At 63.7% G+C, this 14,208-nt stretch carries 11 protein-coding genes; 4 read left to right on the top strand and 7 right to left on the bottom strand.

What is annotated here, in order from left to right:
* Positions 1 to 172 precede the first annotated feature (172 nt).
* Positions 173 to 1,258 (top strand): transcriptional regulator, encoded by a 1,086-nt coding sequence (locus tag HMPREF2765_RS01865; RefSeq protein WP_246824907.1) that lies wholly within the window; start codon positions 173 to 175, stop codon positions 1,256 to 1,258.
* 91 nt (positions 1,259 to 1,349) lie between these two features.
* Here the strand turns inward: HMPREF2765_RS01865 and hemB are convergent, their stop codons facing one another.
* The 7 genes from hemB to hemE form a co-directional block, all read right to left on the bottom strand.
* Positions 1,350 to 2,351 (bottom strand): porphobilinogen synthase, encoded by a 1,002-nt coding sequence (gene hemB / locus HMPREF2765_RS01860; protein WP_070604132.1) that lies wholly within the window; start codon positions 2,349 to 2,351, stop codon positions 1,350 to 1,352.
* Positions 2,352 to 2,386: 35 nt separating this feature from the next.
* A complete protein-coding gene (locus HMPREF2765_RS01855) occupies positions 2,387 to 3,340 on the bottom strand; it encodes a uroporphyrinogen-III synthase (protein WP_083303602.1) in 954 nt (317 codons plus the stop codon).
* A gap of 5 nt (positions 3,341 to 3,345) precedes the next feature.
* Entirely contained in the window at positions 3,346 to 4,479 is a 1,134-nt protein-coding gene (locus HMPREF2765_RS01850; RefSeq protein ID WP_070604131.1) for a hydroxymethylbilane synthase, read from the bottom strand.
* Between the two features lie 184 nt (positions 4,480 to 4,663).
* Positions 4,664 to 6,115, bottom strand: coding sequence for a ferrochelatase (locus tag HMPREF2765_RS01845; protein ID WP_070604130.1), 1,452 nt, complete (start codon positions 6,113 to 6,115; stop codon positions 4,664 to 4,666).
* A complete protein-coding gene (hemQ, locus tag HMPREF2765_RS01840; protein WP_070604129.1) occupies positions 6,112 to 6,933 on the bottom strand; it encodes a hydrogen peroxide-dependent heme synthase in 822 nt (273 codons plus the stop codon). The genes HMPREF2765_RS01845 and hemQ overlap by 4 nt, the downstream gene beginning before the upstream one ends.
* A gap of 117 nt (positions 6,934 to 7,050) precedes the next feature.
* On the bottom strand, positions 7,051 to 8,601 hold the full coding sequence (hemG, locus tag HMPREF2765_RS01835) for a protoporphyrinogen oxidase (RefSeq protein WP_070604128.1): 1,551 nt from the start codon (positions 8,599 to 8,601) through the stop codon (positions 7,051 to 7,053).
* 149 nt (positions 8,602 to 8,750) lie between these two features.
* A complete protein-coding gene (gene hemE / locus HMPREF2765_RS01830) occupies positions 8,751 to 9,950 on the bottom strand; it encodes a uroporphyrinogen decarboxylase (protein ID WP_070604127.1) in 1,200 nt (399 codons plus the stop codon).
* Positions 9,951 to 10,172: 222 nt separating this feature from the next.
* On the opposite strand from hemE, the gene HMPREF2765_RS01825 reads away from it, so the two are divergent.
* The 3 genes from HMPREF2765_RS01825 to HMPREF2765_RS01815 all read left to right on the top strand — a co-directional run bounded on the left by HMPREF2765_RS01825 (position 10,173) and on the right by HMPREF2765_RS01815 (position 14,201).
* A complete protein-coding gene (locus HMPREF2765_RS01825) occupies positions 10,173 to 11,435 on the top strand; it encodes a glutamyl-tRNA reductase (RefSeq protein ID WP_070604126.1) in 1,263 nt (420 codons plus the stop codon).
* Positions 11,436 to 11,733: 298 nt separating this feature from the next.
* A complete protein-coding gene (locus HMPREF2765_RS01820) occupies positions 11,734 to 11,961 on the top strand; it encodes a DUF3107 domain-containing protein (RefSeq protein WP_005505268.1) in 228 nt (75 codons plus the stop codon).
* 503 nt (positions 11,962 to 12,464) lie between these two features.
* Entirely contained in the window at positions 12,465 to 14,201 is a 1,737-nt protein-coding gene (locus tag HMPREF2765_RS01815) for a DEAD/DEAH box helicase (RefSeq protein WP_070604125.1), read from the top strand.
* Positions 14,202 to 14,208 lie beyond the last annotated feature (7 nt).

Below are 14,208 nucleotides of genomic sequence, written 5' to 3'. Positions count from 1 at the left end.
GCTTTTCGAAACACATGTGGCTTCTCAGCACCGTAGACACACCATCACGAACACACCATCACCGACAACGTAGAGAGGACAATTCATGGAGCTAAGCGCTTTGGGGATGCCCCTAGAGCCAGTACGCTACATATGGCTCATCGCCTTTATCGTTTACATAGGGTTATGCGTAGTGCCCGCTATCACCCATCCGGCAACCATCACCACGGAGAAAGCAAAAGAGCTCTACATCGCCCGTTACGGCTCTCCCGTCAACAATGCAATGAGGTATGCCGAACGTCGCTCCCTGGAGGGTAACCCGCTACCAAAACATAAACTGCGCTCTAACCTCACCCGTGCCCGCAAAGAAATCGATAGCGTATACGGTATCTCCTCGATTGAGGCTTGGTTCCACGTGCTCATGTATGTGTGGGCATGCCTTGTCGCACGGTCCATCTTTCGTCTGTACACAGATATTGCCCATAATGGCATTCTGCTACCGGCTCTGCTGTTGCCGTTCTACATGGTGTTCGTGGGTGCACGTTCAGGTCGCCGCACCTGGCGCAAAGCCCGAAGCATCGATACGGATGACATGACAGCCGGGTTGCCTCAAATCTATAGCGCAGCATTGATGCGTCTCAACCTTTTTGCTGTGCCGAATGGGGCTCATCCTCAAGCTAAACCGGTTCGGGCAAAGAATGATTTCTACGTTGAAACCCACTTTGTGTTGGTTGTGGCTCTCATCGTCTTCTTCTATTCGCTTGTCGGTTGGACAGTTCTAGGTGTTCAGCCAATGCCCATTGGTGGAGCTTCCATAACGCTGGCAATTGTTACCACCGTAACTGCAGTAACTCGGTGGGTTTATATGAGGCGGTACCTGCTGTTCAACCCCGATTCGTTCTACATCGGGCGGCTCTTCCTCCCGGCGAAGAAGTACCGTTACCCCGATATTGTGGAGTTCTGCGTCTTCCCGAAGAACCCCGAACAGATCAAGCCGACCTTCTACGAGCCGTCCCAATGGCAGATAGAAATCAAGGTGCCGTCCAAGATTCCACCGAACCTCGCCAAGCGCATGCCGTGGCTGTGCAGGCATATTGTGGCGGTGCACGATGAGCGGGTCGTCTGCCTGACCTCCCAGGTTGCTTTCTACCTGGAGCAGGAACGCTGGGCGGACCTGCGCTCCCCCGCCGACCGCGAAAAGCTCGCGGAATACTTCACCAACGGCAACGTTGTGTGCACCTCCCTCGGGTACAAGCCAGTCAGCGAAGAACAAGCATAAACGGCGAGAAGCCACATGTGTTTCGAGAAGCCACCAAAGAAGTGGCTTTTCGAAACACATGTGGCTTCTCAGCGTTCAAGGAGGGAGGGGGTTAGGCGTCCAGCTCGCGCAGCCAGCCTGCCGCCTCCGTACCGTAATAAGTCAGGATGACGTCAGCACCGGCGCGGTGAATCGAACGCAGCGACTCCAGCACCACAGCCTTACGGTCAATCCAGCCGTTCGCCGCAGCCGCCTCAATCATCGCGTACTCACCCGACACCTGATACGCTGCCACCGGCACCGGCGAAAACTCCGCCACCTCACGCACAATATCCAGGTAGCTGCCGGCAGGCTTCACCATCACCATATCCGCGCCCTCCTCCAGGTCAGCGCGCACCTCCAGCAGCGACTCGCGGCGGTTCGCCGGATCCTGCTGGTAGGTCTTACGGTCACCCGTGAAGCTGGACTCCACCGCGTCACGGAACGGCCCGAAGAACGCCGAAGCGTACTTCGCCGAATACGCCAGAATCGACACGTCCTCAAAGCCAGCCTCGTCCAGGGCGGCGCGCATTGCCGCAATCTGGCCGTCCATCATGCCCGACGGGGACACCGTGTGCGCACCCGCACGCGCCTGCGAAACCGCCATCTTGCAGTACAGCTCCACAGTTTGATCGTTATCCACCACGAGGGTGCCGTGGCCGTCATCGACCAGCACGCCGCAGTGACCGTGGCTCGTGAACTCGTCCAGGCAGGTGTCAGCCATGACCACCAGGTCGTCGCCGAATTCCTCACGGCACACGGCAATCGCACGGTTCAGGATGCCCTGCGGATCCCACGCAGTCGAGCCGACCTCGTCCTTATCCTCATCGCGAGGAATACCGAACAGGTCAATGCAGCGGATGCCCGCCTCGTACGCCTCACGCACGGCGGGGATGATGCTCTCCAGGGTGTGCTGGTACTGACCGGGCATCGAACGAATCGGCTGCGGCTCATCAATGCCGTCGCGAACGAAGAACACTTGAATCAGCTGCGCGGGGCGCAGGGTGGTCTCAGCGACGAGGGAGCGCATGGCTGCGGTGGTGCGCAGGCGGCGCGGGCGGCGGGTGAGGTTCATGATCTCTCCTGAAAACTCGATAAAAATATGTGGTCTTAGTAGATGAGGGATGCAGCGGCGCGCACCAAATCCTGCGGTGACGGCGAATCAGCCTGCACGTAGCGCAGGTTCAGGGCGCGGCATGCGGAGGCGGTACTCGCCCCAATCGCAACCACCGGCGGCACGGATTCGGGCGGCACAGATTCAGGCGATAGTGCGGAGGTGCCGTCCAGTAGGGCGTGCAGGCGGGAGGGGGCGGTCACCACCAGCACATCCGGCGCGGAGGTTTCCGGGGCGGTGATTTCCGGGTCGGCGGCATCTACGGCATTCCCCTGTACGATCGCGCGGGCGGTGCTGAGGCTCAGCTCGCCGGGTGCTACCTGCTCGGCGGGCACCATATCGTAGAGTACACAGCGGCGGCTGTCCCAGCACAGGTCTTTGAGGCCCTCGCGCAGGGTCGGGCGGGCGTTGGAGCCTTCCAGAACCAGCACGGCGGCTGAATCAGTCGCGGCGGAATCAGCTGCGGGGTCTACGGGGGCGGGGCGCTCAAACTCCGCGAGCATACCGGCGGCGCTCTGCACCTGCGGTTGAAAATCCGTGCCCAGCCCCAGCTGGGTGTGCAGGGCGCGGGCGGTTGCCGCACCCACGCAGGCGATGCGCACTCCCCCGCTCGCGCAGGCGCGGGCAAACTCCGCACCCCACAGCTCGGCGCAGGCGCGAACCGTGTTGGCGCTCGTGAAGCTCACCCACGCATAGTGACCGGAGGCGAGCGCCTCCAGCGCGGCGGCGTGGTCTGCGTCCGGCTTGACGGTGCGGGCCTGCTGTAGCGGGGCGAAGAGTACCCGGGGCTCCCCCAACCCGTTCTGTGCGCTTTCCTCGGCGAGGGCGCGTGCGAAGGCGGCGCCCTGGGTGGCGGAGCGGGTCAGCAGAACCGTGCGCGGGGTATCAGCCTGCCGGGATTCGGCCTGCGGGGCATCAGCCTGCCAGGATTCAGAACACGAGGTAGACATGGCGCCTACTTCAGATCCAATCCGGCCAGTGCGGCGGCACCCATCTGCAGCAGATCTTCCGCCACGCGCACGCCCAGGCGTTCGGCGCCGGGCACATCCAGTTCGGCGGTTGCCGAGGTGTGGCGCAGCATGTCGGTGCCGTCGGGGGACGCCACCACAACGTTGAGCACCAGGTCGCCTTCAACCACGTGCGCGTACGCGCCGATGGGCGCGGCGCATCCGGCTTCGAGGCGGCGTAGCAGGGCACGTTCGGCGCTGACGGCGAGGCGGGTTTCGTGGTGGTTTGCGGCGAGCAGGGCACGGCCGAGGGCACGCACCGGGCGCGCCACCTCGGGGTCGGCGAGCACAGCGGGGTCCGGGTTCTCGAATTCGCTTTCGCGCACTTCCAGGGCGAGCGCGCCCTGACCGGGGGCGGGCAGCATGCGAGTGGGGTCAAGGTACTCGGTGATGAGTTCTTCCTTGCCCAAGCGCTTGAGGCCGGAGACGGCGAGCACCACGGCGTCGCAGTCGCCGCTGCGTTCGGTGCCTACACCGTGGTCGGCGCGTTCGAAAGTTTCGGTGTTCTGGCGGAGTACGACCTGCTTGCCGGCGTGCTCTTCCAGGCCCTTCACGCGGCCGATGCGGGTGCCCACGTTACCGCGAATGTCCACGATTTCAAGGTCGGGGCGCAGTGCGCGCAGCTGGGCGGCACGGCGGGGCGAGCCGGTACCCACGCGGGAGCCTTCGGGCAGGGTGTCGACGGTCAGGCCGTCACGTGCCACAAGGGCGTCGCGGGGGTCTTCACGCTTGAGGGTTGCGGCGACCACCAGGCCGGGGCAGGGCGCGGAGGGCAGGTCCTTGAGGGAGTGTACTGCCATGTCCACGCGGTTTTCTTCGGAGGCGTTCTCGCCGTCGAGCAGGCGCTGGCGCAGTGCCGCAGCGAATACGCCGGTGCCGCCGAGGGTTGCCAGGGGTCCGGTGAGCACGTCGCCTTCGGTTTTGACGGTGCGCAGGGTGAAGTCCACGACCTCGGCATCTGCGGCGCCGTGGTGTGCCTGGTGTTCGGTGTAGAGGGAGGTGACGGTTTCGGCGGCGATACGGCTTTGGGTCAGGGCGAGAGCAGACCCGCGGGTGCCCAAGATGTACTCGTGATGGCTCATATCTCTCCTTTTCGGTGATGTGTGTGATAGCCCGTAGGCGTGTGCGTTTCCCCCAGAGGCTGTGTGTTTGCGACGCTGTGTGTTTGTCTAAATTCTGGGGGTAGCCTGTAGGCACGTGCGCTCCGACCCGCCCGCACACCCCAGTCAGGGGGTGTTAGGGCGAGCCGGAGCTACAGGGGTGGTGTTAGTGGGAGCAGCATCCGCCGGAGCCGCATCCACCGGAGCGGCTGGCGGGTGCGTTCTCAGAAGCGCTGGTCGCAGAAGCGCTGTCAGCATCGGCTGCGTACTCGGCGATGACCGGCTTCGGGGCACCTCGGCCGGGCTTGCAGCAGTCGGGTTCGCACTCGTCGAACCAGCCGTACTGACCGCTCGCGCTCGGGGCGAGGACGCTCTCACGTTCGGGGCGCAGGTCGGCTGAAACGCCGTTCTCCACGCGCTCCTCGATGAGGCGGCGCAGCGACTCCACGTACGCCGGATGCGTGCCGGGGGTGGGGGTGCGCACGGCGACCACGCCCAGGCGTTCGCAGGTGTCCAGCGCCTCGGTGTCCAGGTCCCACTTGACTTCCATGTGGTCGGAGACGAAGCCGAGGGGCACCAGCACGACGCCTTCCACGGGGGCTTCGCCGTCCTCCGCCGGGTTGGCGGGGGTGGGCAGCGCCTCCAGGGCGTCGTTGACGTCCGGTTCCAGCCACGGCATGGACGGCGGGCCGGAACGGGACTGGTACACCAGCTCCCATTCGACGTTCTGCAGAAGCTGCGGGGCCTCATCGCGAACCAACGAAAGCACGGCGCGAGCGACCTGCAGGTGCTTCTCCACGTAGGCGGAGCCGCCCTCGTAGTTCACACCGCGCGGGCCAGCCTCGTTCGCCGCGGAGGTCGGCACCGAGTGGGTGCAGAACATGATGCGCAGGCGCGGGTTCAGCGAACCGCTATCGCGTGCGGCAAGCTGCTCACGCACCGTTGCCAGACCGTCCTTCAGCCCGTCAGCGAAAGCGCGGGAGAAGCCGGGCACGTCAAAGAACTGACGAATCTTACCCACGTGCACGCGACCTTCCAGGCCGAGCTGCTCAATCGCCATGCCGTAGTCCTCACGGTACTGGCGGCAGCTCGAGTAGCCCGGGTAGGCGCTGGTCGCCAGCACGAGCACGTTGCGGTGGCCGTTCTCGTAGGCTTCGGCGAGCACGTCCTTCACGTAGGGCTTCCAGTTGCGGTTCGCCCAGGTGATCGGGATGTGCGGGCCGCGCTCGGCGAGCGCCTGCTGCAGTGCGGCGAGCAGGGCACGGTTCTGCTCGTTAATCGGCGAGACGCCGCCGTTGGCGCGGTAGTGGGTGGCGACCTCTTCGAGGCGCTCATCCGGGATGCCGCGGCCAGCGGTTACATTGCGCAGGAACGGGATGACGTCCTCCTGCCCCTCGGGGCCACCGAAGGAGGAGAGAATCACCAGGTCGTAGGGGCGCGCCTCTTCGGCGCGCTCACGGGTGATGCTGCGTTCGCTTCGGTAGTCGCCGAGGGTCTGCTCGTTGAGCGCGGCAGGGCCGTTGGAGGCGGTGTTCGCCGGGTCGGTGCGGCTGGGTACCACGTCGTCCGGCAGGAGCGTGCCGTTGAGGGTTACGCCGTTGTTCGGCTGATGGCTCACGCCAGAACCTCTGCTACTTCGTCTGCGCCGATGCGGCGGCCGGTGTAGAAGGGGGTTTCCTCACGTACGTGCAGGCGTGCTTCGGTGTTGCGGAAGTGGCGCATCATGTCGACGAGGTCAACGAGCTGGGGTGCTTCGAGGGCGAGGACCCACTCGTAGTCGTTCATGCCGAAGGTTGCGACGGTGTTTGCCAGAATCTGCGGGAAGTCGATTGCCTTCATGCCGTGGTTCTTGAGCATTTCTGCGCGGCGTTCGGGGTTCATGTAGTACCAGTCGTAGGAGCGTACGAAGGGGTAGACGCAGACCCATGCTTCGGGTGCCTTGCCGCGTGCGTAGGCGGGTGCATGGTTGCGGGTGAATTCTGCTTCGCGGTGTACACCCATGGTGGACCAGACGATGGTGGTGCCTGCGAAGAGCGCGGTGCGGCGGATCTTGCGGACGGCTGCCTGCAGCTTTTCGGGGGTTGCGCCGTGGGTCCAGATCATGACGTCTGCGTTGTCGCGCATTGCGGAGACGTCGTAGATGCCGCGCAGGGTCACGCCGTCTGCTGCCAGTGCTTCAACGACCTGCTCGAATTCGGCGCGTGCCTCGTCGGTGTTGGACTCTGCGGGGCGTGCGCCGGAGCGTGCGAACACGGTGTACAGGGCGTAGTGCAGGGTTTCGCCTTCTTCGCGACCGCGGCGGTTCTCGTCAGCTGCGGAGTGCTGGACTGCGTAGCCCTTGGGTGCGCCGCCGTAGCCGTGGCCTGCGTGGGTGTAGCCGCCCTGACCTGCGCCGTGTGCGCCGCCGTGGCCGTGTGCTGCGTGATCGTGAGACATTGTGTGTTCCTTTCTTCAGCGAGGGTTCGCTGTGCTGGAGGCGCGGCTTCCGTAGCTGCGCGTTTTCTCAATTTTTTGGTCTAGTTACTGGCTGAGCTTCTGCCGCCGCTGCGCCGTCTACTTGGCGGTTGCGGCCTTGGGTGCGGTGACGCCTTCCCAGTCCTGTGCCGCGTGGTAGATGAGGCGGTCGATCTGCTCGTAGGTGTCTTTGACGGTTAAGACCAGGCCGGAGCCTGCCGCCCAGGAGCCAACGGTGCTGAGGGTTCCGAGTTCGCTGGCGCGTTCACGGAATTCCTTGACTCGGTCGCGGTGGCCGGGGGTGGAGGCGGGTAGTACACCGCGCCAGCGTACGACGTCCGCGTCAACGAGGTTGTTGTGGGTGAGGGCTACGTCCATCATGCGGCTTGCGTCGCGCAGGGCGAGGGTGATGAGCTGCTCGTCTGCGAGGGCGACTTCGGAGAAGCGGGAGTCTTCGCCGCCGCGGCCGTAGGACAGGCGTACCACGTGGCGTCCGGGGCCTGCGGCCTCGGCGACCCACTGCCATTTGGCGGTGGCGTGGGTGAGTGCCTTGGCGCGTACGGCGGTGGCTTCTTCGGAGACGAGCAGGCCGGTACCGCGGGGGTGCTTGTCCAGGGCGGGGGCATCAACGACGAGGGTGACGAGGGCGACTTCGGGGCCGGGTTCCATGGCGGGTAGGGCGGTGGAGACGTGCGGGCCGATGAGTCGTGCCACGGTCGGGCCGTCGGTGGCGAGCACCAGGTAGTCGGCGTAGAGGGGGGTGTTTTCGCCGTCGGTGGTGTGGCGCTGGATGATGAACCACTGGCCGGTGGATTCGTCGCGGTCAACGGCGATGACATCGAATCCGGTGACGATGCGAACACCGGAGGCGTACAGGTCTTCGACGAGACGTTCGGACAGCTGGTTCATGCCGCCCACAATACCGGCGACCTGTGAGCCTGCGGGGGCTGCCGAGCGGAAAGCGTGCGCTGCGGCGGCGAGGGAGCGGTGCTTGCGGAAGGCTTCGCGCAGACCGGGGATGGTCGCATCGACGTCGAGCTTATCGGGGTGGGTGGAGTACACGCCGGAGACTACGGGTGCGACGAGGTTGTCGAGCACTTTCTGGCCCATGCGGATGCGCACGAGCTCACCGAGGGTCTTCGCGTTTTCGCCTGCGGAGACGGGCAGGAACTTGTCCACCTGGGCGCGGCGCAGACCGTTCTTACCGATGACGGGGATCAGCGACTTATCGTTCACGTTGCCGGGGATGCCCATGATGCCGGTGCTGGGGGTGCGACGGGCGCCCTGCGGCAGGTACAGCCAGGAGCCGTAGGAGTTGGGGGTGACGATCTGGTCGCCCAGGCCGAGTTCCTTGACGAGGTCGCTGACAATGGGGCTGCGGGTTGCGAAGGATTCTGCGCCGGAGTCCAGCAGAAGGCCGCCAACTTCATGGGCACCAACGGCACCGCCGAGGTGGTGGCGCTGTTCGAGCAGGGTGACGCGCATACCGGCTGCGGCGAGGCGGCGTGCGGAGATCAGGCCGGAGGGGCCGCCACCGATAACGATGGCGGTGGGTGCCTTCTCTTTGCGGGTGAAAGCTCGTGCGTTCTGGGGCGCGGCGGAGGAACTGACCTGTGCGGTGCGGTGCGGTGCCTGGTTGGTGTGGCCCATGGTGGTTCTCCTTCGGTCTGTCTGCGGTGGAGTTGCCCTTTTTTTTGGGGGGGGGGTAACGGGTGTGGTGGTTGGTTCGGGGTGCAGATGTTCGGTGCAGATGCCGGAGGGTTTCCAGCATCTGCGCCGTCTATTTATCGTTATTTATCCTATGCCTGCGCGGTGCGTTCGTGAATATACGCCACGAGGTCGGTGAGCACCTGCGGGTCGGTGGTCGGGGGTACGCCGTGGCCGAGGTTGACCACGTGCGAGGGGGCGGCGTTGCCTTCTGCGAGGACCTCGTCTACGTGTGCGTAGAGGTTTTCGCTGCCTGCGGCGAGCAGTGCCGGGTCTATGTTGCCCTGCAGGGGTACGGTGCCGTTGAGCAGGGTATTCGCTGCGGACAGCGGCAGGCGGTAGTCTACGCCGATGACGTCTGCGCCGGCTTCGTGCATGGCGGGTAGCAGGGCGGTGGTGCCGGTGCCGAAGTGGATGCGCGGCACACCGTATTCGCGCACCATATCGAGGGCGGTTGCGGAGTGTGCCTGCACGTAGCGGCGGTAGTCGCTTTCGCCGAGGGATCCTGCCCAGGAGTCGAAGAGCTGCACGGCGGATGCGCCCGCCTCAATCTGTGCGCGGAGGAACTGGCCTGCGGTGCGGGCCGCCCAGGCGGCGAGTTCGTGCCAGGCGGCGGGGTCGGCGTGCATCATGGTGCGCGGGCGCAGGTGGTCGCGGGAGGGACCGCCTTCGACCATGTAGGCGGCGACGGTGAAGGGGGCTCCGGCGAAGCCGATGAGCGGGGTGTCGCCGAGCATTTCTACGGTTGCGGCGACGGCTTCGCGGATGGGGTCGAGGTCGCTGTCTTTGAGTTCGGGCAGGGCGCGCACCTCGTCGAGGGTGCGTACGGGCTGGTCGAGTACGGGGCCCTTACCGGGCACGATGTCGACGTTGACGCCCGCGAGCTTCATGGGGATGACGATGTCGGAGAAGAAGATGCCGGCGTCGACCTTGTGGCGGCGGACGGGCTGCACGGTGATTTCTGCGGCGAGGTCGGGGGTGAGGCATGCATCCAGCATGGGGATGCCTTCGCGTACCTGGCGGTATTCGGGTAGGGAGCGGCCTGCCTGGCGCATGAACCAGACGGGTCGGTGGCTGGAGGGGCGGCCGGTGAGGGCGCGGAGCATGGGCGAGTCGGCGGTGGTGCCTGCGCGCAGGGGGTGGTTTGCGGGTAGGTGTGCGAGCTGTTCGTCGGTGAGCAGGGGTCGCTGGGTGTCAGTGGGGTGTGCGGGCAGGGAGGGTGCCTGTGCGGTGCCCTGTGCCGACGCGGGGCCCTTTTCCGATGCGGGGGTGGTGTGCTGGTTTTCGCTCATAGTCTCTAGTGTGACAGGTTTATGTGGGCGTTTTTGCGACACTATGTCATGGTGACTCTTACCTAATGATGACTTTCTTAGCAGTGAGGGACACCTTAGTTCGTGCCTACTCTTCGTGCCCGCATCCCCCACCGCGCAGATTTTCTTGCCCCCTACGATGATGGAACTTAGGTTCTATGAGCTTTACAGGGGCTTAGTCGGCGTGGTTATGATTAGTCTCTAGTGAGTACTTATGCATTTGTGGCATCGCACCACACCGTTGATTTGACCACCGTCGCTGCGTTGAGCGCCGGTGCCTCTGGCGTACCCGATGTTCTGGCGGCGGATATCGCACGTCAACTCGGTGTTAAGGGTGCAGTAGTTCTTGCCACCTGTAACCGTCTTGAAATGTATGTTCAGCTGCACGTCTCTGCGCATGTGCACATGGTTCGTGAGCTGATTGTTGATTCGATTGCGCAAACCTCCGGCCTGGACAAGGAACTGGTCAATACCAGTTTCGACGTGTACGCAGACGAGGAGGCGGCACGCCACCTGCTGACGGTCGCCTCCGGCCTGGAGTCTGCAGTGGTTGGCGAGCGCGAAATCGCCGGTCAGGTACGCCGCGCCCTGGCTGCCGCACAGGCGAAGGCTCAGGAGGAGGGCGTGACTCTTCCCGGTGAGCTGGTGCAGCTGTTTGAGCATGCGGCGCATACGGCTCGTCAGGTGGGTCAGCACACGGCGCTTGGCGCCCAGGGCCGCTCGATTGTGTCTGTTGCCCTGGATCTTGCGGATGAGGTTGCCGAGAAGGATTGGTCGACCCGACGCGCCCTAATTTTTGGTACGGGTGCTTATGCGGGTGCAACCATTGCGGCGCTGCGCGAGCGCGGTTGCACCGATATTTGGGTCAATTCCCGTTCTGGTCGCGCCCCGGAGTTCGCGGCGAAGCGCGACGTCTTCGCAGTGCCCGAGGACGGCATGGAACAGGCCATGGCTTCTGCCGACGTCATTATTGGTTGCTCCGGCGGCTCAGATCCGCTGCTTCCCGAGCAGATTCCGGCTGGTCACCACACGATTCTTGACCTTGCTCTTTCACGTGACTTTGACCCCTCGGTCGCTGACCTGCCGAATGTTGAGCTGATTACGCTCGAGTCGGTGCGCCTTGCCGCCCCCGAGGAGACCGAGGAATCCGTGGCGACGGCTACGCGCATTGTGGAGTCTGAGCTGGCGGCGTTTGTGTCTCGTCAGCGTTCCCGCACGATTGACTCCGCGATTGTTGCGCTGCGCTCGCACACTATGGATGTGCTGGATTCTGAGCTGGAGAAGGTACGTAACCAGTTTGGTTGCGGTGCGGCGACGGAGCAGTTTGAGCTGGCGATGCGCCGCATGGTGAAGTCTCTTCTGCACACCCCGACGGTGCGCGCCAAGAAGCTGGCGTCGGAGGGTCGCGCAGAGGATTACGTGCAGGCCCTGGAGACTCTCTACGGTATTCAGGTGGAGGACTCATAAGAGTCTCCTCTCCCGCGCTCTTCCCGGTATTTCTTCGGCGTTTTTCGGTATTTTTCCGGCGTTTTTCGCATGCCCACCCCCGTTTTCGCACGGGTTTTACGTGTGTTGCATACGGGTTTCGCGCGGGTTTTCACGTAGGTTTTCGCGCATCCGGCGGCGAGTATTTTATTAGCCCCCGGCGAAGTACCGCCCGTTCACGGTGCCGATGGGCGCATTCACGCTAGAGTAGATGCTAGATAAGACAGTTCCCATACCCGGCGCACGTTTAGTTGCGCCGGACTATTCTGCGAGGAGACTCATGGAAATCAAGATTGGCATTCGCCACATCGCCCGCGAAATCGTTGTTGAGACCAGTGAGGCTAAGGAAATCCTCATGGAAAAGGTCTCGAAGGCTATTGAGGATGGCTCGCTGCTGCAGATTATGGATGATAAGGGCAACACCACCCTGATTTCTGGCGCTCAGATTGGCTACGTTGAGCTGGGTTCCGACGCTAAGCGTCACGTTGGTTTCGGTATCGGCGCCTAATTAGTTCGGCAGCTGTTTACCCTTTAGCTTGAGCTTTCCCCCGCATCCGTCACGATGCGTAACCGCGCTTTATGCGCTGTGTGCGTGCGCTGTATGCGCCACGTGGTTACGCCGTGCCGAATGCGGGGTTTTGCGTTTTAAACCGCCTACACAAAAACCTCACGGCACCCGGTTTTGGGGCGGTATATCGCCCATCACGGGCGCACACCACAACCGGTCGGGGGTGCGCCGAAAGCAAATCCAGGTTAATATTGAGGGGTTAAGTGAATGACCGGTCGTACCCCTTTCAAGACCCCGAGGCTGCACCGCCTTCTCATCATGAATGAACCATGAGTAATAACCATGCGTGCAGGCGGCGTCTCGGTAAGAATTTCCCGTGTAAGAATTTCCCGCGGCCGGCTTTCGACGCCCGCCCGTCACCGCCTCCACCGTTGAGGTGCTGGCTGGTACACCCCGTTACGGGGAGAAACACACCCCGAGCAGGGGTAGAAAGATACGGTCCAGTGACTGAAACGAACACGCAGGAAACCACTCAGACTGCAAAGTCCTTCGCCGACTTCGGCGTTCGCCAGGATATTAGCGACGCCCTCGCGGCGGTTGGCATTACCTCCCCCTTCCCCATCCAGGAGCTGACTCTTCCCGTGGCTCTGTCTGGCCAGGACATCATTGGTCAGGCGAAGACCGGTACCGGTAAGACCCTCGGCTTCGGTCTGCCCACCATTCAGCGTGTGGTCGGCCGCGACGATGAGGGGTGGGCTGATTTGGAGTACCCCGGTGCACCTCAGGCACTGATTCTGGTTCCGACCCGTGAGCTTGCTATTCAGGTGGGTGAGGACCTGGCGATTGCCGCGAAGCTGCGCAACGCCCGCGTCGCCACCCTGTACGGTGGTGTGCCGATTGAGCCTCAGGCTGAGCTGCTGCGCCGCGGCCTGGAGGTTGCGGTGGGCACCCCCGGCCGCATTATCGACCTGTACCAGCAGGGCTTCCTGAACCTGAAGCAGGTTAAGATTGTGGTCCTCGATGAGGCTGACGAGATGCTGGATTTGGGTTTCCAGCCGTCGGTTGAGAAGATCCTCAGCTACCTGCCGGAGGACCGCCAGAGCATGCTGTTCTCCGCAACCATGCCCGGCCCGGTCATTGCAATGGCACGCCAGTACATGACCAAGCCCATGCGCATTAGCGCCGCTGACCCCGAGGACGCCTCGAAGACTAAGGCTTCGATCCGCCAGGTCGTCTACCGTGCGCACCACCTGGACAAGGACGAGATGATTGGCCGCATTCTGCGCGCTACCGGCCGCGGCCGCACCGTCATCTTCACCAAGACCAAGCGTGACGCTGCCCGCGTGGCGGAGGAGCTGGTGAACCGTGGCTTCGCTGCCGCTCCCCTGCACGGTGACCTGAACCAGGTTGCGCGTGAGCAGGCGCTGAAGGCGTTCCGCACCGGCAAGGTCGACATTCTGGTTGCGACCGACGTGGCGGCTCGCGGTATTGACGTTGAAGACGTGACCCACGTGATTAACCACCGCGTGCCCGAGGATGAGAAGACTTACCTGCACCGTACCGGCCGTACCGGTCGTGCCGGCAATGAGGGTACCGCTGTGACCCTGGTTGACTGGGATGACCTGCCGCGTTGGAAGGTCATTAACGACGCCCTGGAGCTGGGTGTTCCCGAGCCGGTTGAGACCTATTCTTCCTCTGAGCATCTGTTCTACGACCTGAACATTCCGGCTGGTACTAAGGGCCGTCTGCCGCGCGAGGAGCGTGTGGCTGAGGGCATGGGCGACGAGTTCTTTGAGAGCGCCCGTGACTCGCGTGATGGCCGTCCGGCTCGTTCTCGCGGTGGCCGCGACGGTTCCCGTGAGGGTGGCCGTAATGGCGAGAAGGGTTCGCGCCGTTCTCGCGGTGGTCGTGACGGTGGCCGCGAGGGTCGTTCTGGTGAGGGCCGCGGCGAGCGCCGTAGCCGTTCCGAGGGCCGCAAGCGCACTGAGCGTTCTTCCGAGCGTAACGAGCAGGCCGCATCCGAGCGTACCGAACGTTCTGCTGAGCGTTCTGAGCGTGCACCTCGTCAGCGTCGCCGTACCCGCCGTGTTGAGGGTCAGCCCGTGGAGGGTGAGGGTCGCCGCCGTACCCGCCGCCGCTCTGAAGGCTCGCGTTCTGAAGGTTCTCGTGCTGGGGGTTCTCGTTCTGAGGGTTCTCGCGGTAAGGGCCGTGGCGCTGACCGTGCTGGTTCTGAAGGCTAGGGCCGGG

This window comes from Rothia sp. HMSC062H08 (assembly GCF_001810775.1).
GTDB lineage: Bacteria > Actinomycetota > Actinomycetes > Actinomycetales > Micrococcaceae > Rothia.
Note: the sequence above shows the minus strand (reverse complement) of the source record. Positions and strands in the feature narration are given on the sequence as shown.

What these genes read in the sequence shown, in the direction of transcription:
- hemG (WP_070604128.1), bottom strand. Translation starts at nt 8,601, where the DNA reads ATGGGCCACACCAACCAGGCACCGCACCGCACCGCACAGGTCAGTTCC.
- hemQ (WP_070604129.1), bottom strand. Translation starts at nt 6,933, where the DNA reads ATGTCTCACGATCACGCAGCACACGGCCACGGCGGCGCACACGGCGCA.
- HMPREF2765_RS01850 (WP_070604131.1), bottom strand. Translation starts at nt 4,479, where the DNA reads ATGAGCCATCACGAGTACATCTTGGGCACCCGCGGGTCTGCTCTCGCC.
- HMPREF2765_RS01820 (WP_005505268.1), top strand. Translation starts at nt 11,734, where the DNA reads ATGGAAATCAAGATTGGCATTCGCCACATCGCCCGCGAAATCGTTGTT.
- hemB (WP_070604132.1), bottom strand. Translation starts at nt 2,351, where the DNA reads ATGAACCTCACCCGCCGCCCGCGCCGCCTGCGCACCACCGCAGCCATG.
- HMPREF2765_RS01855 (WP_083303602.1), bottom strand. Translation starts at nt 3,340, where the DNA reads ATGTCTACCTCGTGTTCTGAATCCTGGCAGGCTGATGCCCCGCAGGCC.
- hemE (WP_070604127.1), bottom strand. Translation starts at nt 9,950, where the DNA reads ATGAGCGAAAACCAGCACACCACCCCCGCATCGGAAAAGGGCCCCGCG.